Raw genomic sequence first — 22,603 nt, forward strand, 5'->3', positions numbered from 1 at the left:
TCTCCTCGCCGTCGAAACGCCGACCATTATGGGCGTTTGAAGCACTCCTTACCAATTATTCCGCGACTTTCCAGTTTATTCCGGCGCTTCGGGACGCATCGCCGGAAACAGCAGCACATCGCGGATCGAGGCGCTGTCGGTGAACAGCATGACGAGCCGGTCGATGCCGATGCCCTCGCCGGCGGTGGGCGGCATGCCGTACTCCAGCGCGCGGACGTAGTCGGCATCGTAGTACATCGCCTCGATGTCGCCGGCCTCCTTCTCGGCCACCTGCTCGCGGAAGCGCTCGGCCTGGTCCTCGGCGTCGTTGAGCTCCGAGAAGCCGTTGGCGATCTCGCGCCCGCCGACGAAGAACTCGAAGCGCTCGGTGACCAAGGGGTTGCTGTCCTTGCGCCGCGCCAGCGGGCTCACCTCGGTGGGGTATTCGGTGATGAAGGTCGGCTGTTTCAGGCGGTGCTCGACGGTCTTCTCGAAGATCTCGATCTGGATCTTGCCGAGCCCCCAGCCATCCTTGACGTCGATGTCCAGCCGCTCGGCGATCTGGCGCGCGGCGGCCTCATCGGCCAGCGCCTCGGCGTGGATGTCGGAATTGTACTCGAGGATGGCGTCGAACACGGTGATGCGCTTCAGCGGGCTGCCGAAGTCGTATTCGAAGGTCTCGAGCACCTCCCCTTCGCTGTTGCGCACGGTATTGACCACGGTGGTGGTGCCCAGCACCTGCAGGGCCACGCTGCGCAGCATCTCCTCGGTGAGGTCCATCAGGTCATTGTGGTTCGCATGGGCCTGGTAGAACTCGATCATGGTGAACTCGGGGTTGTGCCGGGTGGAGAGCCCCTCGTTGCGGAAGTTGCGGTTGATCTCGAAGACCCGTTCGAAGCCGCCCACCACCAGGCGCTTGAGGTAGAGCTCCGGGGCGATGCGCAGGTACATGTCGATGTCCAGCGCATTGTGGTGGGTAATGAAGGGGCGCGCGGTGGCGCCGCCGGGAATCGGCTGCAGCATGGGAGTTTCCACCTCCATGAAGCCGAGCTCCTCGAAGAAGCGGCGCATGGCGCTGATCACCCCGGCCCGGGTCTCGAACACCTTTCGCGAGTCGGGATTCATGATCAGATCGACGTAGCGCTGGCGGTAGCGCGCCTCCATGTCGGTCAGGCCGTGGAACTTATCCGGCAAGGGACGCAGGCTCTTGGTCAGAAGCTGGGCCTCGACCATCATGACGTAAAGATCGCCCTTGCCCGATTTATGCACCGGCCCGCGCGCGGCAACAATGTCACCGATGTCCCAGCTCTTGATGTCTTCCAGCATGTCCGCCGGTAGGCCTTTCTTGTCCACGTAAAGCTGGATCTGTCCGGCCACATCCTGGATCACGATGAAAGGCCCACGCTGGCGCATGATACGTCCGGCGACGGATGCCTTCCGGCCAAGGGTTTCAAGCTCGGGCTTGTCCTTGTCGCCCAACTCTTCATGTAGCTCGACGGTCAGGCTATCGCGGCGAAAATCGTTGGGAAAGGCACTGGTACCGGTGGCAGCGGCACGCTCGCGACGCGCGGTCAGCTTGGCCCGGCGCTCGGCGATCAGATGGTTCTCGTCATGCTGCGGACTATTGGAGGAAGCGTCCTGATTGGCCATGTCATACCCTATCGGAAAAATTACATACCCGGGCTCGGGAAGAACTTAAATAATCAAAAGTGCTTATATAATTAAAAGTACTTGGAAAATTAAGAGTGTTTAGAAAAAAAGAAGCTCACAAGCCCTGTTTCAGGCTGGCAACGATAAACTGATCCAGGTCGCCGTCGAGCACCTTTTCACAGTTGCTCGATTGCACGCCGGTACGCAGATCCTTGATGCGCTGATCGTCCAGCACATAGGAGCGGATCTGGCTGCCCCAGCCGATATCGGCCTTGGCATCTTCGGCTTCCTGCTTGGCGGCATTGCGCTTTTGCATCTCATGCTCCCACAACTTGGCCTTGAGCTGTTTCATGGCGAAGTCACGGTTGGCATGCTGGCTGCGCTGGCCTTGACAGGCCACCACGATGCCGCTCGGCTCGTGGGTAATCCGCACCGCAGAATCGGTGGTATTGACGTGCTGACCGCCGGCACCGCTGGAACGATAGGTGTCAACGCGCAAGTCCGAAGGATTGATCTCGACCTCGAAGCTGTCATCGATCTCTGGCGACAGAAACACCGAGGCGAACGAGGTATGGCGGCGGCCGCCGGAGTCGAACGGACTCTTGCGGACCAGACGATGCACCCCGGTTTCGGTGCGCAGCCAGCCGAAGGCGTAATCGCCCTGGATGTGGATCGAGGCCGACTTTATCCCCGCCACATCACCGGCGGACACCTCGGTAATATCAGCCTTGAAGCCGTGGCTTTCGGCCCAGCGCAGGTACATGCGCAGCAGGATGTTGGCCCAATCCTGGGCCTCCGTGCCTCCGGAACCCGACTGGATATCCAGATAGGCATTGTTGGCGTCCATCTCACCGGAAAACATGCGCCGAAATTCGAGCTTTTCGAGCGAAGCCGCCAGGCCATCAAGCTCTTTACGCACTTCTTCTACAGTGCCTTCGTCGTCTTCCATCTCGGCGAGCTCGAGCAGGTCGCGGCCATCGGCCAGTCCTTGGTCCAATTCATCGATGGTGGCCACGATGGCTTCCAGGGAGGCGCGTTCCTTGCCTAGCTTCTGCGCGTAGGCCGGGTCGTTCCAGATAGCGGGGTCTTCAAGTTCACGGGTGACTTCTTCTAGCCGATCCTGCTTTTCGGCATAGTCAAAGATACCCCCTAAGAACGTCTGTCCGCTCAGACAGGTCCTTGATGAGGTTATGAATCGGGTTGGTTTCCAGCATGGGTTCGCCCTGATTGAGTGACTGATAACGTTGCGGGGAAGCATTCGCCGCCACAGCGCTTGCTCAGGCCAGGTTCAAGAAAGCCCTGTCTCCAAGACTTGTCCCCAAGAAAGCAGCGTGGCGTGCGGAAAAGGCAGGCATTGTACCCAAATTGGCGATTACTCGCATCCATTGCCCTACTGCAAAACAGACAACCCGGCGAATACCGGGTTGTCTGCGAGCGAAACGTTTCAGACGTCAGGCGTTAGAAGCGGTAGGTCAGCTGCGCGCCGAAACCGTGGGCTTCGTTCTTGTAGTCGGCGGAATAATTCGAGGTGATCGGTGGTGTGCTCTGCCCCGCCACCTTGAAACTATCCGTTTTAGACTGCTCTATATGAGTACTACGTTCGGTCAGGTAGGAATACGCCACGTCGATGGTCAGATCAGGGGTCGGCGACCAACCGGCACCCAAGGAAAAGATGCGGCGATCATCCGAAGGGATGCGCACACTTCGGGTATCATTGTTGGTCGGCGTGAAGTCCAGTGCGACACCGGCACGCAAGGCAAGCTCTGGCGTCAGCTGATACTCACCCCCTGTCGACAAGGCCCAGGCATTGCTGTAATCCTGCTTTTCCAGCGTGATGGCATCTCGCTCGCGCCCATCCACGCGAATCTGCTCGAAACGACTCCAGCGTGCCCAGGAAGCACCGAACATGAGTTTGAGGTTATCGCTCATCTGTTGGGTCAAGGAGAAGTTGACAGTTTCCGGCGTGGTCAAATCAAGAGTGGCATCGTCGGTGACAGTGCCGATGCCCAATTGATCTAGCACCGGCGAAGTTGCTGTAAAATCGCCTTCCAGGTTGTAGTCGACCTTAGAGCGATATGTCAGCCCGAACGTCGTTTCCGGAACCGGCTGGTAGATTATCCCCAGGTTATAGCCCCAGGCCTCGTCCTCACCATCCACGCGGGAATCCGCTTCGGTGAGACCAAGAGGAGTCGCCACCGGCACTTGGCGATGCAGCTCACCCTCGACACGGTTATAAGTCACCCCCGCCCCCACTGACCACTGGTCGTTGAAGCGGTAGGAGACGGTGGGCTGAGCGCTAATGACCTTCACTTCGGTATAGTTGCCCTGATTGCGACCTTGGAAACCGCCTTCATAGTCGGTCTTGGAGCCAAAAGGAGCGTAGACGCCAAAACCGAAAGCCAAGTTGTCATCGACTGGATGAGCGTAAAACGCATAGGGAATCAACGTTCCCGGCACCATGTCGCCATTGTTGGAACCTGTGACTGGCAATGTATCGGTCTGCCCTCCCGTGGCCTGAAGAAATGCCGGGCTACTCTGGGATGCCTGGGCATTGGAAATGCTGCTGTTCACATTCAGGTAAGTACCGCCCGCACTGAGCTGTGCACGATCGAGAAACGACATCCCCGCCGGATTGCCGAAGACGATAGTGGCATCGTTGACGTTGGAACTGCGCCCAGCATGACCGTAACCCTGTCCACTGACACTTTGCTCATTGATTTGATAGCCACCGGCATGAGCCTGGCTGGCGAAGGCTGTGGCAACGGAGACTACCAAGGCAAGCTTGTGGAAATTGTTTTTCATGATGAAACCCTTTTGCTAATGAACCAACATGCTTATTTTTTTAATGCTGGCCGCACTAATTACCTACTGTGCTTGTGTGTACCTGCATGTTTTCTCGCACCTGGCCAAAAGGTTCAAGGGCAAACGTTCGTTTTATTTTGTTTAGCCCCCAGACATTAGTCTAACGTTCGTTTTAAATTATTGTTTTATTCCACCCTCACCTCACCTCAAAAAGTCGCTTGACCTATGGGTAACCCATAGGTTTTACACTAGGTACACTCTCCACCCACCGAGGCCGCCGATGAAAGTCAGTGAACTTGCCAAGCGTTCCGGGGTCACCGCTGAAACCGTACGTCACTACAGCCGGGAAGGGCTGCTCTCTCCCCGGCGTCATCCGGACAACGGTTACCAGCTGTTCAGCGACACCGACCTGCAGCGCCTGAACTTTATCCAACGCGCACGCACCCTGGGCTTCAGCGTGCACGAAATTCGCGACATTCTTCTGCATGCCGACCAAGGTGACTCCCCCTGCCCGCTGGTGCGGGACCTGATGGCCGAGCGTTTGCCTCAAATACATGCACGTATTACCGAACTCCAAGCACTTGCGGCGCGCATGGAACAGGCCCTTGAAACCTGGGCCGACATGCCCGACGGCACACCGGACGGCCACAGCCTTTGCCGCTTGATCGAAAACTTTCCCGAGGACACTCCATGAGCCATACCCTTGAGCGCACGGTTCCCGGCATGAATTGCCAAGGCTGTGTCAAACGCATGCGTGAAGCGATCCAGGCGCAAGACCCCACTGCCGAGGTTATCGGCACACCCGCGGAGAAACGCCTGGATGTGACCAGTAGCCTGGATGAAGCCAGCTTGGATCAGGTACTGGTCGATGCAGGCTTCCCCCCAGGCGAGATTGAGTCACCACCTGTCACGGACTCTTCAGAGCCGGCTTTGGAAGCGGCTTCAAGACAGACTTCAGATAGCTCAGCGTCAGCGCCAACCGACTCGAAAGCGCCTTCCGAGAGCGAGCCTACTATTCGCCTGGCCGTTTCCGGCATGACCTGCGCCGGCTGTGTCAGTAATGTGCAAAAAGCCTTGGAAAAAACACCCGGGGTAACATCCGCCGAGGTCAATTTCGGCACCCACACCGCGCAAGTGCGCGGCAATGCCGACACCCAGGCGCTTATCGCTGCCGTGGACAGTGCGGGCTATTCCGCCGAACCCATTGTCGACATGCGTGAAGCCGAACGTCTGCGTGCGCAAAAGGATGCCGTAACCTACCGGCAACGCCTCAAGGGCAGCGCCTGGTCGCTGGCGCTAGCGGTACCGCTGATGGCTGGAATGTTCATCTATCACCCTCACCCGACGGGGATGGGGCGGCTTTTCTGGTTGGTTATCGGCCTGCTTACTTTGGCGATCCTGATGGGGCCGGGGCGCCACTTCTTCATTAACGCCTGGAGGAATTTTCAACATCATCAAGCCAACATGGATACCCTGATTGCCATGGGCACCGGAACCGCCTGGCTCTACTCCATGATGGTGGTGATATTTGCTCCTTGGCTGCCGGAGATGGCGCTGGGTATCTATTTTGAAGCCTCGGCGATGGTCATTGGCCTGATACTGCTGGGCAATGCACTGGAGTTACGCGCTCGCGGGCGCACCAGCGACGCCCTCAAACGCCTGCTGGATCTGCAAAGCCGCACCGCCCGGGTGATTCGTGACGGTGAAGAGCGTGAGCTCGACATCGATGCGGTACGCGAGAACGACCACATCCGTGTGCGCCCTGGCGAGCGCCTGCCGGTGGACGGGGAGGTTACCGAGGGCAAAAGTCATATCGATGAATCCATGCTTACCGGTGAGCCATTACCGGTGACCAAGCAACCAGGCGACGAGGTCAACGCCGGTACGGTCAACGGCAAGGGATCCCTGGTGTATCGCGCCACGCGCGTGGGTGCCGACACGCGCCTGGGTCAAATCACCGAGCAGGTCGCCAGCGCCCAGAACTCGCGCCCACCCATCGGCCATCTGGCCGACAAGGTCTCGAGTGTTTTCGTGCCTTCGGTGATGATCATCGCCGTGCTAACCGCTTTGGCCTGGTTCAATTTTGGTGCCGAACCCCGGGTGCTGCATATGCTGATCACCGCCACCACGGTGCTGATCATCGCCTGCCCTTGTGCACTGGGCCTGGCCACACCGATCTCCACCATGATCGGCGTGGGCAAGGCCGCCGAGCATGGCGTGCTGGTACGCAGCGGCGATGCCCTGCAGACCGCCACCAAGCTCACCACCCTGGTCGTCGACAAGACCGGCACCCTGACTCAGGGCAAGCCCACCGTGACCGACACACGGATATTTCACGAGGATAGCAGCCAAGTATTAGGGTACGTCGCCGCCCTGGAGCGTAGCTCCGAGCACCCCCTGGCCAATGCCCTGCTCGTCCATGCCGAAGACCAGGGCGCCAGCGCCTCTGAGATTGCTAATTTCGACAGCGTGACCGGGGGTGGGGTAAAAGCGCAGACGACTCAGGGAACTGAATTGCTGCTGGGTAATGCACGCTTGCTCGAGCAGGCGGGGATCGACCTGACTGATGCAGGCGACGTCTCGCGGGAGTGGGAGGAGAACGCTCGCACGGTGGTCTATCTGGCCATGGACGGTCGCCTGGCAGCGGTTTTCGGCATTAGCGACCCCTTGCGTCACGACACCATCGAGGCCGTCAAACGCCTGCAAGCGGACGGTCTGAGCGTGGTGATGTTGACCGGCGACAACCGTCACACCGCCGCCGCCATTGCCCGAGAAGTGGGAATCGATGAGTTTCGCGCCGGCCTGTTACCGGAAGACAAGCACGCCGAAATTGAGCACCTGCAGCGTTCAGGTGCCATCGTGGGCATGGTGGGAGACGGCATCAACGACGCGCCGGCACTGGCCCGGGCGAATGTCGGCTTTGCCATCGGCCAAGGCACCGATGTGGCGATCGAAAGCGCGGGCATCACGTTGATGCGTGGGTCGCTACACGGCGTTGCCGATGCTATCGAGATCAGCCGGGCTACCCTCACCAATATCAAGCAGAATCTGGTGGGCGCCTTTGGTTATAACGTCCTGTGCATCCCGATTGCCGCCGGGGTGCTTTATCCCTTCACCGGCATGCTGCTTTCACCGATGATCGCGGGGGCGGCCATGTCGCTCTCTTCGATCACCGTGGTGAGTAATGCCAACCGCTTGCGCTTGTTCAAGACAAGCTCGGCATCGACGGCCCCCAAAGCCCCTATCTCTACTAAAGCACAGGAGGCGACCTCATGAGCTGGCTGATAAATCTTGCAGGCTTGGGTCTAATCGTGGCGATTGTCTGGTGGTTCTGGCTGAGTGACGCCTGAGGCACCCTTCACAAAAAAGCCGCCCGCCAGTTGAACTGACGGGCGGCTTTTTATTTGACTCAACTCTCTCCGATATAGCGCCCCGGCTTGTGGTTGAGCGCGATGATCAGGTTCAGGATCAAGGCGCCCAGCACCGAGTAAGCCACCCGGTCCGGCGGCAGCAACGCCAGGGCCACCAGCAGAATCACCCCATCGATGCCCAACTGGACATAGCCCGCACGCAGGCCATAACGCTGCTGCAGATACAACGAGAGAATATTGATGCCGCCGAGGCTGGTACGGTGACGAAACAGCATCAGCATGCCGATACCCATCAGGGCACCGCCCATTACCGCCGCATACAGAACCGGCACTTGCTCAAACTGCACCCAACGCTGGGTCAGCTCGGAAAACAACGAGACCAGCCCGATGGCGACGAACGTGCGTAGCGTGAAACTCCACCCCATGCGCTTGATCGCCAGGTAATAAAACGGCACGTTGATCAGAAAGAACCAGGCGCCGAAACCAAGGCTCGACACCCCCGCCGCTTCGCTGGCATAGGTCAGCAATAGCGCCATGCCTGCGGTGCTTCCAGTAAGCAGCACCACATGGGTATAGAACGTCACCCCCAGGCCGACGAACAGCGTACCCAGCAACATCGCCATGATATCTTCGTAGGGCCGATGCGGGTCCCGAGGCAAGTTATCCTCGTGCATGAAAAACATCCTTTTATGCTGTTTTAACAACGGAGGCCAGGCGGGAAGACCTAGCTCGGCTCTGCGTGCTCGACCATCAACTGCAGCGTCTCACGGCCTCGCCAGCGGTTGCGATTGAGCTTGTAGGCACAGTGGAGACTGTCTCCCACGCCGAAGGCGGGCAGCTCTCCCGGCGTCAGCGCCCGAAACCAGATCGCCCGATGCGTCACGGCCCCACTGGACAGCTCCAGCATCAGGTGGGTGCCATCGGCCCCTACCGGCTTGAGCGCTTCGACCAGAAACTCGCCTTCGAACAGGGGGGAGTCGAACTCCCTCCCGTAAGGGCCGAGAGCATCGAGTTCGATCAGCGTTGCCAGATCCAGCTGGGCCGGTGTCAACTGCCCATCGGTCCAGACGCGCGGATAAAGTTGCGTATCCCCCAGCTGCTCGCCAACGGCCTGCAAGAAAGCCTCACGGAAACGTTCCAGCTGCGCTACCGGCACCCCCACTCCCGCCGCGCCTCGGTGGCCGCCGAAACGCGGTAACGTTTCCGGCGCCAAGGCGAAGGTGCGTTGCAGGGCATCACGCAAATGCAGCGCATCGATGGAGCGCCCGGAGCCGGTGAGCATGCCGGGTGCCGAGGCGGGGGTCAGCACCATGGCCGGGCGACCGTAAGCCTGCACCAGACGCGAGGCGACGATTCCCTGAACGCCGGGGTGGCCGTCTTCCAGAAACACCACCAGCGCCGGGTCGCCCGCTGCCAAGGGAACCGCCGCCAGGGCGCGCGCCTCTTCCGCCATGTCCAGCTCGATTGCCTTGCGCGACTGGTTGTCCTGGTCCAAGACCTCAAGCTGGCGCTGCGCTACGGCATCGCTTTCCGCGAGCATGAAATGCAGCGCCGCATAGGGGTCATCCAGGCGCGAACGGGCATTGATTCGCGGCCCCATCTGGAACGCCAGCGTTTCGGCGTTGAAGGGCACACTGTCGGCGCCCAGCCGTGCCGCCATGGCCCGCCAGCAGGCGGCATCCATGCGATTGATCAATTGCAGGCCGAAATTGACCACGGCCCGGTTGGCGGGGCTTTCACCCAGAGAGACACAGTCGGCCACGGTGCCCAGGGCCACATAGGAAAGCCAGGGCGAAAGCTTGGGCGTGGTTGCCGACAGCACCCCCCATTCGATCAGCACGCCCCGCGCCAGCGACATGACCAACCAGGCCACCATGCAGCCGGCGATGGTGGGGTCGGGATAGGCGCAATCGTCCCGGGTGGGGTTGACCACCGCATGCGCGGAGGGTGGCGGGCCTTCCACCGGCAGCGCATGGTGATCGCTGACCACCACATCGATGCCCGCCGCTTTAAGCCGGGCGATACGCGGCTCATCGGAGCTGCCACAGTCGGCGGTAATCACCAGGCTGGGTACCGGCCTGAGCGCCAGGGTACGTTCGACCAGCGGCAGGCTGATGCCGTAACCATCGTGAATACGGTGACCGATCAGGCTGTGCAACTTGCTTTCCGGCACCCCGAACAGCTCGACCAGGGTACGCCGGATCACCACGTGCGACGTAATCCCATCGACGTCGTAATCGGTGAGGATACCGATGTGCTCGCCGTCCACCACCGCCTGGGCGATACGCTCGGCGGCGCGGCGACCATCGGCGAGTTTTTCCGGATGCGCCAGGTAGCGCAAACTGGGGGTCACCAAGGGAGCCAAGTCGCCCACGTAGCCATTCAGCCGACCAGCCAGGATGCGTGCCTGGAGCTCGGAAAGCCCCTCGGCCTGGGCACGGGCGTAAATATTCGCATCACGCAGACGCGGCTCCAGACGGGGCCGCGTCGCACTGTAGTGCGGGTTGCCGGAAGCCGTCATATCACGCTCAACGCCGATTTTCCGCGACGAAGCGCTGCACCGCGGCCAGATCAGCGGGCAGTACCGTGTAACGTTCTTCGCGTTCCAGCAGGTCTTCCATGTGCGGTGGCAATGGCACCCCGGGGAAACCGGCCTTGACCACGGCTTCGGCAAATTTGGCCGGATGCGCCGTAGCCAGGGTGATCACCGGCGTGGACTGATCGGCACGCGCACGTTCGGCGGCGCGATAGCCGGTGGCAGTATGAGGATCAAGCAATTCACCGGTGCGATGATGGGCCTCGCGAATCACTTCCAGAATCGTCGTGTCATTCACGCTATGACTGGAAAACAGCTCGCGCAGCTTGGCCAGGGGCGCATCGGCCAAGGCCGTCGGTTCTTTCTGGAAGCGTTCGAGAAGGTCCGCCACGGCTTTGCCATCACGTCCGTAGGCATCGAACAGCAGGCGTTCGAAATTGGACGACACCACGATATCCATCGAGGGCGCGAGCGTCGCCGCCAGCTCCTTCTTGGAAAAATCGTTGGCCGCCAAGGTGCGATGCAAGATGTCATTGGTGTTGGTGGCAATGATGAACTGCTTGACCGGCAAGCCCATCTGGTGAGCCATGTAGCCGGCGAAGACATTGCCGAAGTTGGCCGAGGGTACGCTGAAGCTGACCTGGCGATGCGGCGCACCCAGTGCTACGGCGGACGCGACGTAGTAGACGATCTGCGCCATGATGCGCGCCCAGTTGATCGAGTTCACCGCCACCAGCCGAGTACCGTTCAGGAAACCCTGATCGGCAAAGCTGGCCTTGACCATCGCCTGGGCGTCATCGAAGTTTCCTTCGATGGCCACATTGAAGACATTGTTGGCCAGTACGGAAGTCATCTGGCGACGCTGGACTTCCGAGACACGGTTGTGCGGGTGAAGAATGAAGATGTCGAGGTTATCGCAATGGCGACAGCCTTCGATCGCCGCGGAGCCGGTGTCGCCGGAGGTCGCGCCCATGATCACCGCGCGCTCGCCGCGCTTTTTCAGGAAGTGATCCAGAATCCGTCCGAGCAATTGCAGGGCCACGTCCTTGAACGCCAAGGTCGGCCCATGAAACTGTTCGAGCAGGAAATGATTGGCATCCAGCTGCTTGAGCGGCACCACGGCGTCATGATTGAAGGTGGCGTAAGCCTCGCGCACGATCTCGCGGAAAGTGTCGTCGTCGATCTCGCCGCCCACGAACGGCTGCATCACCTGAAAGGCGATCTCGGCGTAGGAGAACCCGGCCATGGCGGCCAAGTCATCATGGGAAAGCTGCGGGATGGTTTCCGGCACGTACAGGCCGCCATCACTGGCCATGCCAGTCAGCACCACGTCTTCAAACGACAGCGCCGGCGCCTGGCCGCGTGTACTGATATAGCGCATGTTCACTCCTGCTCGTCGAGGCTTTCCACGCGAATCCGCATCACCGACCCGGCGATATCGGCCATCGCTTCGATCTGACGAATGGCTTCGTTCATCTGCTTTTCCTTGGTGCGGTGGGTCAACAGAATGATCGGCACCAGCTCACCTTCGGTGGCTTCCTTCTGGATTAGAGCCTCGATCGAAATGCCCTGCTCAGACAGGATGGTCGCCACTCGCGCCAGCACACCCGGACGATCCACGGCCAGCAAGCGCAGGTAATAGGCCGTGATGATATCTTCCATGGGCATGATCGGCAGGCTGCCGACATCTTCGCCGATGCCGCTGAAGGCCAGGTATGGCACCCGATAATGGTGGTCGGTGGTGATGTCCCGCGCCACATCGAGCAGGTCTGCCACGACTGCCGAAGCGGTAGGCTCGGCACCGGCACCGGCGCCGTAATACAGGGTCGGCCCTACGGCATCCCCCATGATGGCGATGGCATTCTTGACCCCATGCACATTGGCCAGCAGACGTTCCTTGGGAATCAGCGTGGGATGCACGCGCAGCTCAAGGCCGTGATCGGTGCGCTTGGAAATCCCCAGATGCTTGATCACATAGCCCAGGTTGTCGGCCTGCTGGATATCTTCAGCGGTAATCCGTGAAATGCCTTCGGTGAAGGCCTTGTCGAATTGCAGCGGCACGCCGTAAGCGATGGACGCCAGGATGGTGAGCTTGTGCGCAGCGTCGATGCCCTCCACGTCGAAGGTAGGGTCAGCTTCGGCATAGCCCAGCGCCTGCGCTTCGGTCAGGACGTCTTCGAAGGTGCGCCCTTCATCGCGCATGTGGGTAAGAATGTAATTGCCGGTACCGTTGATGATGCCCGCCACCCACTCGATACGGTTGGCGCCCAGGCCTTCACGCAGCGACTTGATCACCGGGATACCCCCGGCCACGGCCGCTTCGAACGCCACGATCACGCCCTTTTCATGAGCGGCCTTGAAAATCTCGTTGCCGTGTACCGCAATCAACGCCTTGTTGGCGGTGACCACATGCTTGCCATGGGCGATCGCGGTCAGCACCAATTCACGGGCGATATCATAGCCGCCGATCAGCTCGACAACGACATCGATGTCCGGGTTGGTGGCCACTTCAAACACATTGCTGGTGGCCTTGATACCGGTGATATCGCAGTCAGGGTGAATGCTGCGGTGAGCGACCTGTTCAATGACGATCGGCCGTCCGGCGCGGCGAACAATGTCGTCCGCATTCCGGGTCAATACGTTGAAGGTACCGCCACCGACAGTGCCCAATCCACAGATACCTACTCTCACCGGTTTCAATGTCTTTCCCCTTTGCATAACGTGAACATACGAGTGATTTGGCATAATGCGACGGCTGCTACGACAGGCCGCGTGCTCATTGTTGGTCGTGGCGATCAGTCGTCAAGACCCAGCATGTCGGCTAGCCGCTGGGGCGGCACATAGCCCGGCACTAGCCGTCCGTCAGGTAAAATCAATGCCGGCGTACCCTGAACCCCGAGTTGCATGCCTAGATCATACTGGGCTGCAACCGGATTGTCGCAGCTCGATGCGTTAGTCAGTGCCTCGCCTTGCTTGGCACGCGTCATTGCATCGCCTGAATTATCCGCGCACCAGATTTGCTGCATGGTTCTGGCGGCGGCTCCGTTCATTCCGCTGCGTGGAAACGCCAAGTAATGAATTTCGATGCCGCGCTCGTTGAGCTCGGGCACCTGTTCATGCAGCTGAGCGCAGTAGGGGCAAGTCGGGTCGGTAAATACCACCACGGTGGCCCGGGTCGGCTGGGTGCCACGAAATACCACGCGTTCGCTTTCGGGTATTTCCTCAATCGCCGTGGCGCGCTCCTGGTTGCGCGATTGTTCGGTCAGGTTGACCAACCCTTCACCGCTATTGTCGTAAAGATCGCCCACCAGAAAATGACTGCCCGAGGCATTGGAATAGAAAGTTTCGCCACTTTCCAGGCGCACGGAAAAAATACCCTCGAGCGGCGTGGGCTCGACCCGTTCGACCGGCATGCGCTGGCCGTTGACGCTCAGGGTTTCCGTGAGTTGGTCGGGCACCGTATCGGCATTGGCCGACAAAGGCAAAATGGCAGTCGCCAGCGCCAGAAAAAATACAGAGGAACGACGAATCATCAGCTCAACCTCGTGGGTGATGTTCGGCATGTAACGCTTCCAGGCGAGCCTGGGCGACATGCGTGTAAATTTGTGTGGTCGACAGATCACTGTGACCCAGTAACAACTGCACCACGCGTAGATTGGCCCCATGATTCAACAGATGCGTCGCGAATGCATGGCGCAAGGTATGCGGTGACAACGGCCGGCTGATTCCGGCGCAAGCGGCATGCACCTTGATCCGGTGCCAGAAGGTCTGCCGGGTCATCGACTTGTCACCTCGCCCGGGGAACAGCGCCGGACGTGTGACATCCGCCATCAGCGCGGGGCGCGCCCTGTCCAGATAACGACCCAACCAATATCCGGCTTCTTCGCCCAAAGGCACCAGGCGGTCTTTATCGCCCTTTCCTCGCACCCGAACAACCCCTTGCCGCAAGTTGAGCGCATCGGTGGTCAAGCCGACCAACTCCGAGACGCGCAGGCCGCAGGCATATAGAAGTTCCAGCATGGCCCGGTCACGCAACCCCAGGTCAGTGTCGATATTCGGGGCGGCAAGCAGACGCTCCACTTCGTTTTCGTCCAGGATATTGGGCAGCCCAGGGCGCACGCGTGGCAAACGCACCTCTGCCAAGGGGTCATGTTGGATCATGGCGTGCAGTAGCGCCCAGCGATAAAAGCTACGCAAACTCGACAGCAGCCGCGCATTGCTGCGTAGCTGATACCCCGACTCGCGACGCTGTTCAAACCAGACAGGCAGCGCCTCGGAATCGGGATGCAGGATATCCTGCTCAAGGGTGGCGAGATACGCTTGCCAGGCCACCAGATCGCTGCGGTAGGCGCTCAGGGTATGATCACTCGCCCCGCGCTCCAACCACAGCCCATCCAGAAACGCTTCTATCCTGTCCATGGCGTCTCTCTCATCTCATCAACGGACAAAACCCCGCCCCGCAAAGCGGTGACGGGGTCCTGTATGCCCGGGCGCCGCAACGCCCGCGGAAATTCGCTGATTAAGCCAGCTTTTCCTTGATACGGGCAGAACGGCCACTGCGCTCACGCAGGTAGTAAAGCTTGGCCTGACGCACATCACCACGACGCTTGACTTCGAGGGAGTCAACCAGCGGGCTGTAAGTCTGGAAGGTACGCTCGACGCCTACACCGTGAGAGATCTTGCGCACGGTGAAAGCGGAGTTCAGACCACGGTTACGCTTGCCGATCACCACACCTTCAAACGCCTGCAGACGCTCGCGGGTGCCTTCCTTTACCTTGACCTGAACGATGATGGTATCGCCGGGGGCGAAGGGAGGCAGTTGCTTGGACATCTGCTCATTTTCGATTGCCTGGATCACCTTGTTCTTACTGCTCATGTTATTACTCCTGAATAATGTCTTGGCTCACCGCTCGTTGTGCCGGCTGTATCTGGCATGGCTGGCGGGAGCCGTGATCCCGGCGCTCGAAACGAGCTAGGCGGGAGTCGTCATGGGTGACGCAGATGCCGCCCTCGGGTTAGCCCCGGGCATCGCCCTGCACCTCCGCCCTGACCTACCTGCTGGACAGGGCGTGTTCGTCGATAAACTCTTTCAACAGTGTTCGCTGTTCGGCGTCGAGGGTCTGCTTCTCGAGCAGATCCGGACGCCGCTGCCAAGTGCGCCCCAGGGACTGCTTCAAGCGCCAGCGCTTGATCGCCGCATGGTTGCCACTCAGCAGTACCGTCGGCACCTGTCGCCCATCAATTGCTTCCGGGCGCGTGTAGTGCGGGCAATCCAACAAACCGTTGTTGAATGAATCCTCGACAGCGGAATCCTGATGACCAAGAACGCCGGGCACCAGCCTTGCCGCTGCGTCAATCAGTACCATCGCCGGCAACTCACCGCCGCTGAGCACATAGTCACCGATTGACCATTCTTCATCGATGTCACTTTCGACCAGGCGTTCGTCGATGCCTTCATAGCGTCCGGCGACCACGACCAATGGTCCTGCCTCAGCCAGCATCTTGACCCCTTGTTGATCCAGCTTTCGCCCCTGGGGCGATAGATAGATCACCTTGGCCGCCTGACCGGTGGCCTGCTCGGCCCGTTCACGAGCGGCATGAATGGCGGCACGTAGCGTATCCACCTTCATCAACATGCCAGGGCCACCGCCGTAAGGACGGTCATCCACGCTGCGATGTCGATCTGTGGCGTAGTCACGCGGATTCCAGAATTCCAGCGTGATGTGTTGCCTTTCCACTGCCCGACCGGTTACGCCGTGGCGACTGATCGCCTCGAACATTTCCGGGAACAGCGACACCACACCTATCCACATGTCGGAGGTACCCACCTGGCCGTCTCATTCATTGCGTTGCCTGCCCCTTCCTAGAATTCGCTGTCCCAGTCCACCACCATGCGGCGATTTTCCAGGTCCACCTCCAGGATGACCTTTTCAGGCAAAAACGGCAGCAAACGCTCACGCTTGTCGATCGCGTCGTCGTCACCGCGTACCACCATGACATCGTTGGCGCCGGTTTCGAACAAATAGATAATTTGTCCCAACCGCTCGCCGGCCTGAGTGAAGACAGTCAACCCTTCAAGCTCATGCCAGTAAAACTCGTCATCGGAAAGCTCGGGAAGTTCCTGCTTGCTCATGAGAATGTCGGCATCGGCAAGCGCTTCCGCCGCACCGCGCTCATCCACACCCTTGAGCTCGACCACCAGCCCCTTGCCTTGACGACGCCCCTGAAGGACGGTGTAACGTGAAAGGCTCTGCCCTTGGCGTATCCACCACTCCGGGTAGTCCAGAATGCTATCCATGGGGTTGGTGTAGGAATACACCTTGAGCCAGCCTTTCACCCCATAGGGGCTGGTCAGCTTGCCCAGCACCACATGCTCGTCGCCAGAACGGTTGGTAATACTACGATTCATCGACGACCTCACTGTGCTCCCATGATATGCAACTATTGCGCAAGAGTTCGCATGTCAGGCTCAGGCCTGCTTGCGAGCTTCCTTGAGCAATTCAGCAACGCGCCCGGAAACCTGTGCACCCTGGCTCTGCCAGTGAGTCACACGATCCAGATCGACGCGCAGACGCTCTTCCTGACCACGGGCAACCGGGTTGAAGAAACCGACACGCTCGATGAAACGACCGTCGCGGGCGTTGCGTGAGTCAGTAACGGTCAAATGATAGAAGGGACGCTTCTTGGCGCCACCACGTGCCAAACGAATGGTAACCATACGATAACTATCCTTCGGTTGAGGTTACGGGAACGTGAAGTAGCCCTTCAAATAGTTGAAATGACACTTCATGTTGAAGGTGTGCTTCATGGGTAATGCTTGCTTCATGTGGGCCGGCCGGGCCGATTTTCACGGCACTCGCGCATGGCCCACGCATGAAGAGGCCGCATTCTACGCAAATGCGCAGGGCTTGGAAAGCCTGACGGCCAGAAAACCCCAGAGCCGTCAAGCCGAACGCTTACCGGCGGGGCATACCACCGGGGCCGCCCATGCCCCCCATACCACCGGGACTGCCCGGGCCACCGCCCGGGCCACCGCCCGGGCCACCGCCACCCATCATGCCGGACATGCCGCGCATCATTTTCTGCATACCGCCTTTCTTGCCGGCTTTTTTCATCATCTTTTGCATCTGCTTGTGCTGCTTGAGCAGACGATTGAGGTCCGGCACCTGCAAGCCCGCTCCGGCGGCGATACGCCGCTTGCGCGAGCCATTGATGATGTCCGGCTTATGGCGTTCCTTGGGCGTCATGGAGTTGATCAAGGCTTCAAGCTTGCCCAATTCCTTTTCCGGGCCGGGGCCCTGAGCCATTTCTGCCATCTGTCCCATGCCAGGCAGCTTGCCCAGCAGACCGCCCATGCCGCCCATTTTTTTGAGCTGCTGGAGCTGATCGCGGAAATCTTCAAGATCGAAGCCTTCGCCTTTCTTGACCTTTTTGGCCAGCTGTTCGGCCTTGCTCTTGTCGACGGTACGCTCAGCTTCCTCGATCAGGGAAAGCATGTCGCCCATGCCGAGAATGCGCGATGCGACCCGGTCGGGGTGGAATGGCTCCAGGGCGTCGACCTTCTCCCCCACCCCCATGAACTTGATCGGCTTGCCAGTGATATGGCGCACTGAAAGCGCCGCACCGCCGCGCGCATCACCATCGGCCTTGGTCAGGATGACCCCGGTCAACGGCAAGGCTTCATTGAAGGCCTTGGCGGTATTGGCGGCATCCTGACCGGTCATGGCATCGACCACGAACAGCGTTTCCTGCGGTGAGACGGCTTTGTGCAGCGCCTGGATCTCGGCCATCATCGCTTCATCGATCGCCAGACGACCGGCGGTATCGATCAAGAGCACATCATGAAACTGAATCTTGGCGTGCTTGATCGCCGCTTCGGCGATGTCGACCGGCTTTTGATCAGAGCGCGAGGGGAAGAAATCCACCTCGACTTCCTTGGCCAGGGTTTCCAGCTGATCAATCGCCGCCGGGCGATAGACATCCGCCGACACCACCAGCACTTTTTTCTTTTCTCGCTCGCGCAGATAGCGCGCCAGCTTGGCAACCGAGGTGGTTTTACCCGCCCCTTGCAGGCCGGCCATCAATACCACCGCGGGAGAGCCTTTCAGGGTAAGCCCTTCGTTGGCTTCCCCCATGATCGCTTCAAGTTCCTGCTGGACGATCTTGACGAACTGCTGGCCCGGCGACAGGCTTTTCGACACTTCCTGCCCGACCGCGCGCTCGCGCACCCGCTCGATAAAGGCTTTGACCACCGGCAGGGCGACATCCGCCTCGAGAAGCGCCTTACGCACCTCGCGCAGGGTATCCTTGATGTTGTCATCGGTCAGGCGAGCCTGACCTTTGATCGATTTCAGCGTCTGGGATAGACGCTCACTGAGACTCTCAAACATGGGGCGCTTGCCTCCGTCGCTTTGCACATCACGACCTGAAATAATTTGGGCGCGATTATACGCCCTGTGGCGCCGAGTCTCCATGGTCTGCGAAGATGTCATTGGGCTATGACTGTGCGGCGCCATCAGGATTGGTTATAGTAACCGCCTTGATACATAGTCTCTGATAAATAGAGCTTGATCCAGACAACCGATTCATTTGCAACGCGCTGGCAAGGCGCACGGATAGCACAATGCAGGCGCTCCCTTTCGCCACTCTAGCCTTTGTACTTTACGTTGCCGCCGCCATCTGGCAAGGCATGACGCTTTTACGTCGCGTCCCCCCACGTCCCGGCATAGTGCGCCTGCTCGGGGCGCTCGGGCTGTTGATGCACATTCCGGTCGTGGTCGAACTGGTCTCTCAATCGCCCGGCTTGTTGCCGGGCCTGACCACCAGCGCCACTGTATTGATGGCGGTAGTGGTCAATCTGCTTCTGGTCGCCAGCCTGTTCAAGCCGGTACTCAATGCCGCCATCGCGCTGTTTCCCCTGGCCGGACTGGCGCTCGTCATGGCTACCTGGCTGCCCAGCCAGGGGCGCGAAACTGGACTGACCCCGGGTATCTTTCTCCATGCGGCCAGCTCCGCCCTGGCATTTGCCATGCTCGCCATCGCGGCAGCACAGGCCGTGCTGGTGGGGCTTCAGAATCAGGCGCTGCGTCATCATCATATCCGCGGCATCGTCCAATCACTGCCTCCTTTGACCACCATGGAGCGCCTGTTGTTCGAACTGGTGTGGGCGGGCGTCATTCTCCTTACCTTATCGATTATCAGCGGCTTGGTGTTTCTGGATAACATCTTTGCGCAACACTTGGCGCACAAGACCGTGCTCTCGTTGGCAGCTTGGTTGATTTTCACTACCTTGCTGGTAGGTCGCTACCGTTTCGGCTGGCGAGGCATGCGCGCGGTGCGCTGGACCCTATGGGGATGCGGCCTACTGCTGCTGGCTTATTTCGGCAGCAAGTTCGTTCTGGAAATTCTGCTCAACCAAAACTGACACTTGGCCAGGGGCAAGGCGACGTTTCGCCAGCTTGACACATTGCCCCTCGCTCCCTACAAATCAAGCCTGACACGTTACAGAGGACCTTTCGACTTGAGCGACGACTTCCCCTTGGGGTTATTGTTCGGCCTGCTAGCTTTGCTTGTTTTACTTTCCGCTTTTTTCTCAAGCTCTGAAACCGGCATGATGTCCATCAACCGTTACCGCTTGAGCCATCAAGCCAATAGCGGTGACAGCCGAGCAAAGCGCGTCGTTCGGCTCCTGGCACGACCCGACCGCTTGATTGGCGTGATTCTGATCGGCAACAACTTCGTCAATAACCTGGCCGCTTCGATTGCCACGATCATTGCCATTCATTACTTTGGCGAAGTTACCGGGCCGGTGGTGGCGACATCGTTATTGACCATCACCATTCTGATTTTTGCCGAAGTCACCCCCAAGACCTATGCCGCGATTCGCCCCGAACGGGTGGCCTACCCCACCTCCGTGGTGCTCGAACCTCTGCTCAAGCTGCTTTACCCCTTGGTATGGCTGGTCAACGTGATTTCCAATAGCTTGCTCAAGCTGGCCGGGGTCAAGAGCGTGGAAGGCGGCGGGGACAATCTGAGCCGGGATGAATTGCGTACGATCGTGCATGAAGCGGGCACCCTGATCCCCTACCGTCACCAGACCATGCTGCTGTCGATTCTGGATCTGGAAAACGTCACGGTGAACGACATCATGGTGCCCCGCCATGAAGTCGTCGGGATTGACCTTGATGATTCACTCGAAGACATTCTGACCCAGGTACGCACCAGCCAGCACACGCGGGTACCGGTGTATAAAGGTGACATCAACAACATCATCGGAATGCTGCACCTTCGCAATGCGGCTCGCTTTCTTTCCCGTGACGAAGTGACCAAGGCGGCCATCGTTCAGGAAGCGCGTGACCCTTATTTCATCCCTGAATCGACGCCCCTGCATACACAGTTGCTCAATTTCCAGAAACAGAAACGCCGTATCGGTATCGTTGTCGATGAGTACGGGGATGTCGACGGCTTGGTCACGCTGGAAGATATACTCGAAGAGATCGTGGGCGAGTTCACTACCGACGTCTCGGAAGACCAGGAAATTCATCAGCAGGAGGATGGCAGCCACGTCATCGAAGGCACCGCCAACATCCGGGAAATCAACAAGGCACTAGGCTGGCAGCTACCCACCGACGGCCCCAAGACCTTGAATGGTCTGATTCTCGAACATCTGGAAGCCTTCCCCGAGGGTCCCGCCTGCTTGCAGGTAGGTAACACGCGGATGGAAATCCTGGAGATTCGCGACAACTTGATTACCTCGGCACGCTGCTGGCAACAAGGCCGCCTGGCACGCGCTAGGAACTGATCTGTTCGTCATCCGCCACGGCGGTCAGTACCCGCACTCGCGCCTCCAGATAATGCCGCAACGCATTCTGACGCGCCCGCCCTTGGCTTACCAACGCCTGGGGCGTTACCGGCGAGCCAAAGCGCAGGCTGACGCGGGCGCGCCAGCGGCGCGGCCACTTTTTCAGCGCGGGCCCTTCATGATGAGAGGTCCAGGATCCCCATAGCCCGGTGATGCCGGCCGGAATCACCGCCACGGGGTCACGCGCTAGAATAGCGTCCAGGCCGCGCCGAAAGGTATGCACTTCGCCATCCGTGGTCAATTTTCCTTCGGGAAACACCATCACCACTTCGCCGTTACGTAACGCTCGGCTGATCGCTTCCAGGGCTTCGCGCAGCGATCCCGGATGGCGCCGCTCGGATTCGATGGGAATGGCGCCTACCAGACGAAACCACCAGTTCAGCCAAGGGGACTCGAAGATGCTTCGCTCCATCACGAAGCGCAACGACCGAGGACAGGCGCCGCCCAATATGAGGGCATCCATGAAGCTGACATGATTGCACACGATCAATGCCGCGCCTTCTCGAGGCACATGCTCGAGGCCGTGAACCCGCAAACGATAGCAAAGCCGCATGATCAGCAGGATCAAAGGCCGCAGGAGCTGGCGAAGGCCGCGCAGCAGCCAATAACGGCTGGGCTTCAATGCACTCAATAACGCCGCCATTCCCAGCGAACCGGCTAGCCACCAGGCTGTCATTTAGGGGGGTCCCGGTGATTCAGGCCCGCCAGCACCGTACTCATCAACTGATCGAGCAATTCATCCACTTCGAGCCGCTGACCCTGCCAATACCCCAAGCGCTCATTCAGTCCCAGCTGCACCAACCCATGCACACTGCCCCAGAGAGTACGACTCAGCCGACTGGCTTCGAGGTCGTCGAGCGCCGGTTGGTAGCGCTTCAAGGCGGCTTCCACTTGCATGAACAAAGCGCCGATCAAGTCACCCTGACGTTGATCCAACTCGCCTTCTTCAGCCAGGGGATGATCAAACAGCAGCTGCCAGCGGTAACGATCCGCTTCGGCAAAATGCCAATAGGTATGCGCCAAGGCGCGCAACCAGGGCTCCGGGGCGTCGTCATCCAGACTGGCGATGGTTTGTTGCAGGCGCGCCAGCGTTTCCACGTTGACGTGCTGCAACAAGTTGTTGAAGCTGCCATATAACTTGAGTAGCGTACTGGGCGCACAGCCCACTTCTCGGGCCAGCGCACGCAGCGACAGGTTGTGAACTGGCCGCAAGGCAAGCCAGGCATCACAAGCCTGCATGACCTGCGCATGTAAGGCATCGGGCGCATGCTGTCTGGGACGAGCCATGGTTTTCTCTATTTGAACGACTGCGACAAGGAAACGCTTCACTACGCTTTAGCGCAACAAAGTACTGATATAGGATACCTTACATCGAACAGTGTTTTCGATACTAGAAACATACAT

General features: G+C 59.4%; 20 protein-coding genes. 4 read left to right on the plus strand and 16 right to left on the minus strand.

Translation table 11 applies throughout. From position 1 onward, the window contains the following. Positions 1–75: 75 nt before the first annotated feature. The 3 genes from lysS to GPM19_RS04025 form a co-directional block, all read right to left on the minus strand. Positions 76–1,629, minus strand: coding sequence for a lysine--tRNA ligase (gene lysS, locus GPM19_RS04015; RefSeq protein WP_160417572.1), 1,554 nt, complete (start codon positions 1,627–1,629; stop codon positions 76–78). 115 nt (positions 1,630–1,744) lie between these two features. After that, positions 1,745–2,843 (minus strand): peptide chain release factor 2 gene (prfB, locus tag GPM19_RS04020; RefSeq protein ID WP_160417661.1). Its coding sequence is split into 2 segments (ribosomal slippage): positions 1,745–2,767 and positions 2,769–2,843, totalling 1,098 coding nucleotides; the frame shifts between segments, so codons are not numbered across the junction. A 244-nt stretch (positions 2,844–3,087) separates the two neighbouring features. Further along, positions 3,088–4,431, minus strand: a complete 1,344-nt coding sequence (locus tag GPM19_RS04025; RefSeq protein ID WP_160417573.1) for an OmpP1/FadL family transporter — start codon at positions 4,429–4,431, stop codon at positions 3,088–3,090. Between the two features lie 280 nt (positions 4,432–4,711). Here GPM19_RS04025 and GPM19_RS04030 point away from each other — a divergent pair, with 280 nt between their 5' ends. Together GPM19_RS04030 and GPM19_RS04035 are read left to right on the plus strand one after the other, a co-directional pair. Next, complete coding sequence (locus GPM19_RS04030; protein WP_160417574.1) at positions 4,712–5,125, plus strand: MerR family transcriptional regulator; 414 nt, start codon at positions 4,712–4,714, stop codon at positions 5,123–5,125. Further along, complete coding sequence (locus tag GPM19_RS04035; RefSeq protein WP_227842119.1) at positions 5,122–7,707, plus strand: heavy metal translocating P-type ATPase; 2,586 nt, start codon at positions 5,122–5,124, stop codon at positions 7,705–7,707. Before GPM19_RS04030 ends, GPM19_RS04035 begins: the two co-directional genes overlap by 4 nt. A 133-nt stretch (positions 7,708–7,840) precedes the next feature. Here the strand turns inward: GPM19_RS04035 and GPM19_RS04040 are convergent, their stop codons facing one another. The 11 genes from GPM19_RS04040 to ffh form a co-directional block, all read right to left on the minus strand. Beyond that, positions 7,841–8,476, minus strand: a complete 636-nt coding sequence (locus tag GPM19_RS04040; RefSeq protein ID WP_160417575.1) for a YitT family protein — start codon at positions 8,474–8,476, stop codon at positions 7,841–7,843. Between the two features lie 50 nt (positions 8,477–8,526). Beyond that, entirely contained in the window at positions 8,527–10,323 is a 1,797-nt protein-coding gene (locus GPM19_RS04045) for a single-stranded-DNA-specific exonuclease RecJ (protein ID WP_160417576.1), read from the minus strand. Between the two features lie 7 nt (positions 10,324–10,330). After that, entirely contained in the window at positions 10,331–11,719 is a 1,389-nt protein-coding gene (gene thrC, locus GPM19_RS04050; protein ID WP_160417577.1) for a threonine synthase, read from the minus strand. 2 nt (positions 11,720–11,721) lie between these two features. Further along, entirely contained in the window at positions 11,722–13,038 is a 1,317-nt protein-coding gene (locus GPM19_RS04055) for a homoserine dehydrogenase (RefSeq protein ID WP_160417578.1), read from the minus strand. 95 nt (positions 13,039–13,133) lie between these two features. Beyond that, positions 13,134–13,901, minus strand: coding sequence for a DsbC family protein (locus GPM19_RS04060; protein ID WP_160417579.1), 768 nt, complete (start codon positions 13,899–13,901; stop codon positions 13,134–13,136). Beyond that, positions 13,876–14,757, minus strand: a complete 882-nt coding sequence (gene xerD, locus GPM19_RS04065) for a site-specific tyrosine recombinase XerD (RefSeq protein ID WP_160417580.1) — start codon at positions 14,755–14,757, stop codon at positions 13,876–13,878. Before xerD ends, GPM19_RS04060 begins: the two co-directional genes overlap by 26 nt. 100 nt (positions 14,758–14,857) lie before the next feature. Further along, positions 14,858–15,214 carry a 50S ribosomal protein L19 gene (gene rplS, locus GPM19_RS04070; RefSeq protein ID WP_160417581.1) on the minus strand — a complete coding sequence of 119 codons (357 nt, stop codon included), beginning with the start codon at positions 15,212–15,214 and terminating at the stop codon, positions 14,858–14,860. A gap of 175 nt (positions 15,215–15,389) precedes the next feature. Further along, a complete protein-coding gene (trmD, locus tag GPM19_RS04075) occupies positions 15,390–16,151 on the minus strand; it encodes a tRNA (guanosine(37)-N1)-methyltransferase TrmD (RefSeq protein WP_160417663.1) in 762 nt (253 codons plus the stop codon). A gap of 50 nt (positions 16,152–16,201) precedes the next feature. After that, positions 16,202–16,747: a ribosome maturation factor RimM gene (gene rimM / locus GPM19_RS04080; RefSeq protein WP_160417582.1), complete on the minus strand. Its 546-nt coding sequence runs from the start codon at positions 16,745–16,747 to the stop codon at positions 16,202–16,204. Between the two features lie 60 nt (positions 16,748–16,807). After that, positions 16,808–17,056, minus strand: coding sequence for a 30S ribosomal protein S16 (rpsP, locus tag GPM19_RS04085; RefSeq protein WP_114487608.1), 249 nt, complete (start codon positions 17,054–17,056; stop codon positions 16,808–16,810). Between the two features lie 238 nt (positions 17,057–17,294). Beyond that, the gene (gene ffh, locus GPM19_RS04090; protein ID WP_160417583.1) at positions 17,295–18,728 is read right to left on the minus strand and encodes a signal recognition particle protein; all 1,434 of its coding nucleotides are present in this window, start codon (positions 18,726–18,728) and stop codon (positions 17,295–17,297) included. Between the two features lie 233 nt (positions 18,729–18,961). On the opposite strand from ffh, the gene GPM19_RS04095 reads away from it, so the two are divergent. Then, on the plus strand, positions 18,962–19,762 hold the full coding sequence (locus GPM19_RS04095; RefSeq protein WP_160417584.1) for a cytochrome C assembly family protein: 801 nt from the start codon (positions 18,962–18,964) through the stop codon (positions 19,760–19,762). 96 nt (positions 19,763–19,858) lie between these two features. After that, the gene (locus GPM19_RS04100; RefSeq protein WP_160417585.1) at positions 19,859–21,139 is read left to right on the plus strand and encodes an HlyC/CorC family transporter; all 1,281 of its coding nucleotides are present in this window, start codon (positions 19,859–19,861) and stop codon (positions 21,137–21,139) included. On the opposite strand, the gene GPM19_RS04105 is transcribed toward GPM19_RS04100, so the two are convergent. Together GPM19_RS04105 and GPM19_RS04110 are read right to left on the minus strand one after the other, a co-directional pair. Continuing rightward, entirely contained in the window at positions 21,129–21,842 is a 714-nt protein-coding gene (locus tag GPM19_RS04105; RefSeq protein ID WP_160417664.1) for a 1-acyl-sn-glycerol-3-phosphate acyltransferase, read from the minus strand. The two genes, GPM19_RS04100 and GPM19_RS04105, sit on opposite strands and share 11 nt — an antisense overlap. 29 nt (positions 21,843–21,871) lie before the next feature. Continuing rightward, positions 21,872–22,486, minus strand: a complete 615-nt coding sequence (locus tag GPM19_RS04110) for a TetR/AcrR family transcriptional regulator (RefSeq protein ID WP_160417586.1) — start codon at positions 22,484–22,486, stop codon at positions 21,872–21,874. Between the last annotated feature and the right edge of the window lie 117 nt (positions 22,487–22,603).

This window comes from Vreelandella zhuhanensis (assembly GCF_009793355.1).
In the GTDB taxonomy this organism is placed as follows: Bacteria; Pseudomonadota; Gammaproteobacteria; order Pseudomonadales; family Halomonadaceae; genus Vreelandella; species Vreelandella zhuhanensis.

Excerpts from the sequence above, each read along its gene's own strand:
- xerD (WP_160417580.1), bottom strand. The coding sequence starts at position 14,757 with ATGGACAGGATAGAAGCGTTTCTGGATGGGCTGTGGTTGGAGCGCGGG.
- GPM19_RS04030 (WP_160417574.1), top strand. The coding sequence starts at position 4,712 with ATGAAAGTCAGTGAACTTGCCAAGCGTTCCGGGGTCACCGCTGAAACC.
- GPM19_RS04025 (WP_160417573.1), bottom strand. The coding sequence starts at position 4,431 with ATGAAAAACAATTTCCACAAGCTTGCCTTGGTAGTCTCCGTTGCCACA.
- thrC (WP_160417577.1), bottom strand. The coding sequence starts at position 11,719 with ATGCGCTATATCAGTACACGCGGCCAGGCGCCGGCGCTGTCGTTTGAA.
- ffh (WP_160417583.1), bottom strand. The coding sequence starts at position 18,728 with ATGTTTGAGAGTCTCAGTGAGCGTCTATCCCAGACGCTGAAATCGATC.
- rimM (WP_160417582.1), bottom strand. The coding sequence starts at position 16,747 with ATGAATCGTAGTATTACCAACCGTTCTGGCGACGAGCATGTGGTGCTG.
- rplS (WP_160417581.1), bottom strand. The coding sequence starts at position 15,214 with ATGAGCAGTAAGAACAAGGTGATCCAGGCAATCGAAAATGAGCAGATG.
- rpsP (WP_114487608.1), bottom strand. The coding sequence starts at position 17,056 with ATGGTTACCATTCGTTTGGCACGTGGTGGCGCCAAGAAGCGTCCCTTC.
- GPM19_RS04045 (WP_160417576.1), bottom strand. The coding sequence starts at position 10,323 with ATGACGGCTTCCGGCAACCCGCACTACAGTGCGACGCGGCCCCGTCTG.
- GPM19_RS04040 (WP_160417575.1), bottom strand. The coding sequence starts at position 8,476 with ATGCACGAGGATAACTTGCCTCGGGACCCGCATCGGCCCTACGAAGAT.
- trmD (WP_160417663.1), bottom strand. The coding sequence starts at position 16,151 with ATGTGGATAGGTGTGGTGTCGCTGTTCCCGGAAATGTTCGAGGCGATC.
- GPM19_RS04095 (WP_160417584.1), top strand. The coding sequence starts at position 18,962 with ATGCAGGCGCTCCCTTTCGCCACTCTAGCCTTTGTACTTTACGTTGCC.
- GPM19_RS04060 (WP_160417579.1), bottom strand. The coding sequence starts at position 13,901 with ATGCCGAACATCACCCACGAGGTTGAGCTGATGATTCGTCGTTCCTCT.
- GPM19_RS04105 (WP_160417664.1), bottom strand. The coding sequence starts at position 21,842 with ATGGCGGCGTTATTGAGTGCATTGAAGCCCAGCCGTTATTGGCTGCTG.
- GPM19_RS04035 (WP_227842119.1), top strand. The coding sequence starts at position 5,122 with ATGAGCCATACCCTTGAGCGCACGGTTCCCGGCATGAATTGCCAAGGC.
- GPM19_RS04110 (WP_160417586.1), bottom strand. The coding sequence starts at position 22,486 with ATGGCTCGTCCCAGACAGCATGCGCCCGATGCCTTACATGCGCAGGTC.
- lysS (WP_160417572.1), bottom strand. The coding sequence starts at position 1,629 with ATGGCCAATCAGGACGCTTCCTCCAATAGTCCGCAGCATGACGAGAAC.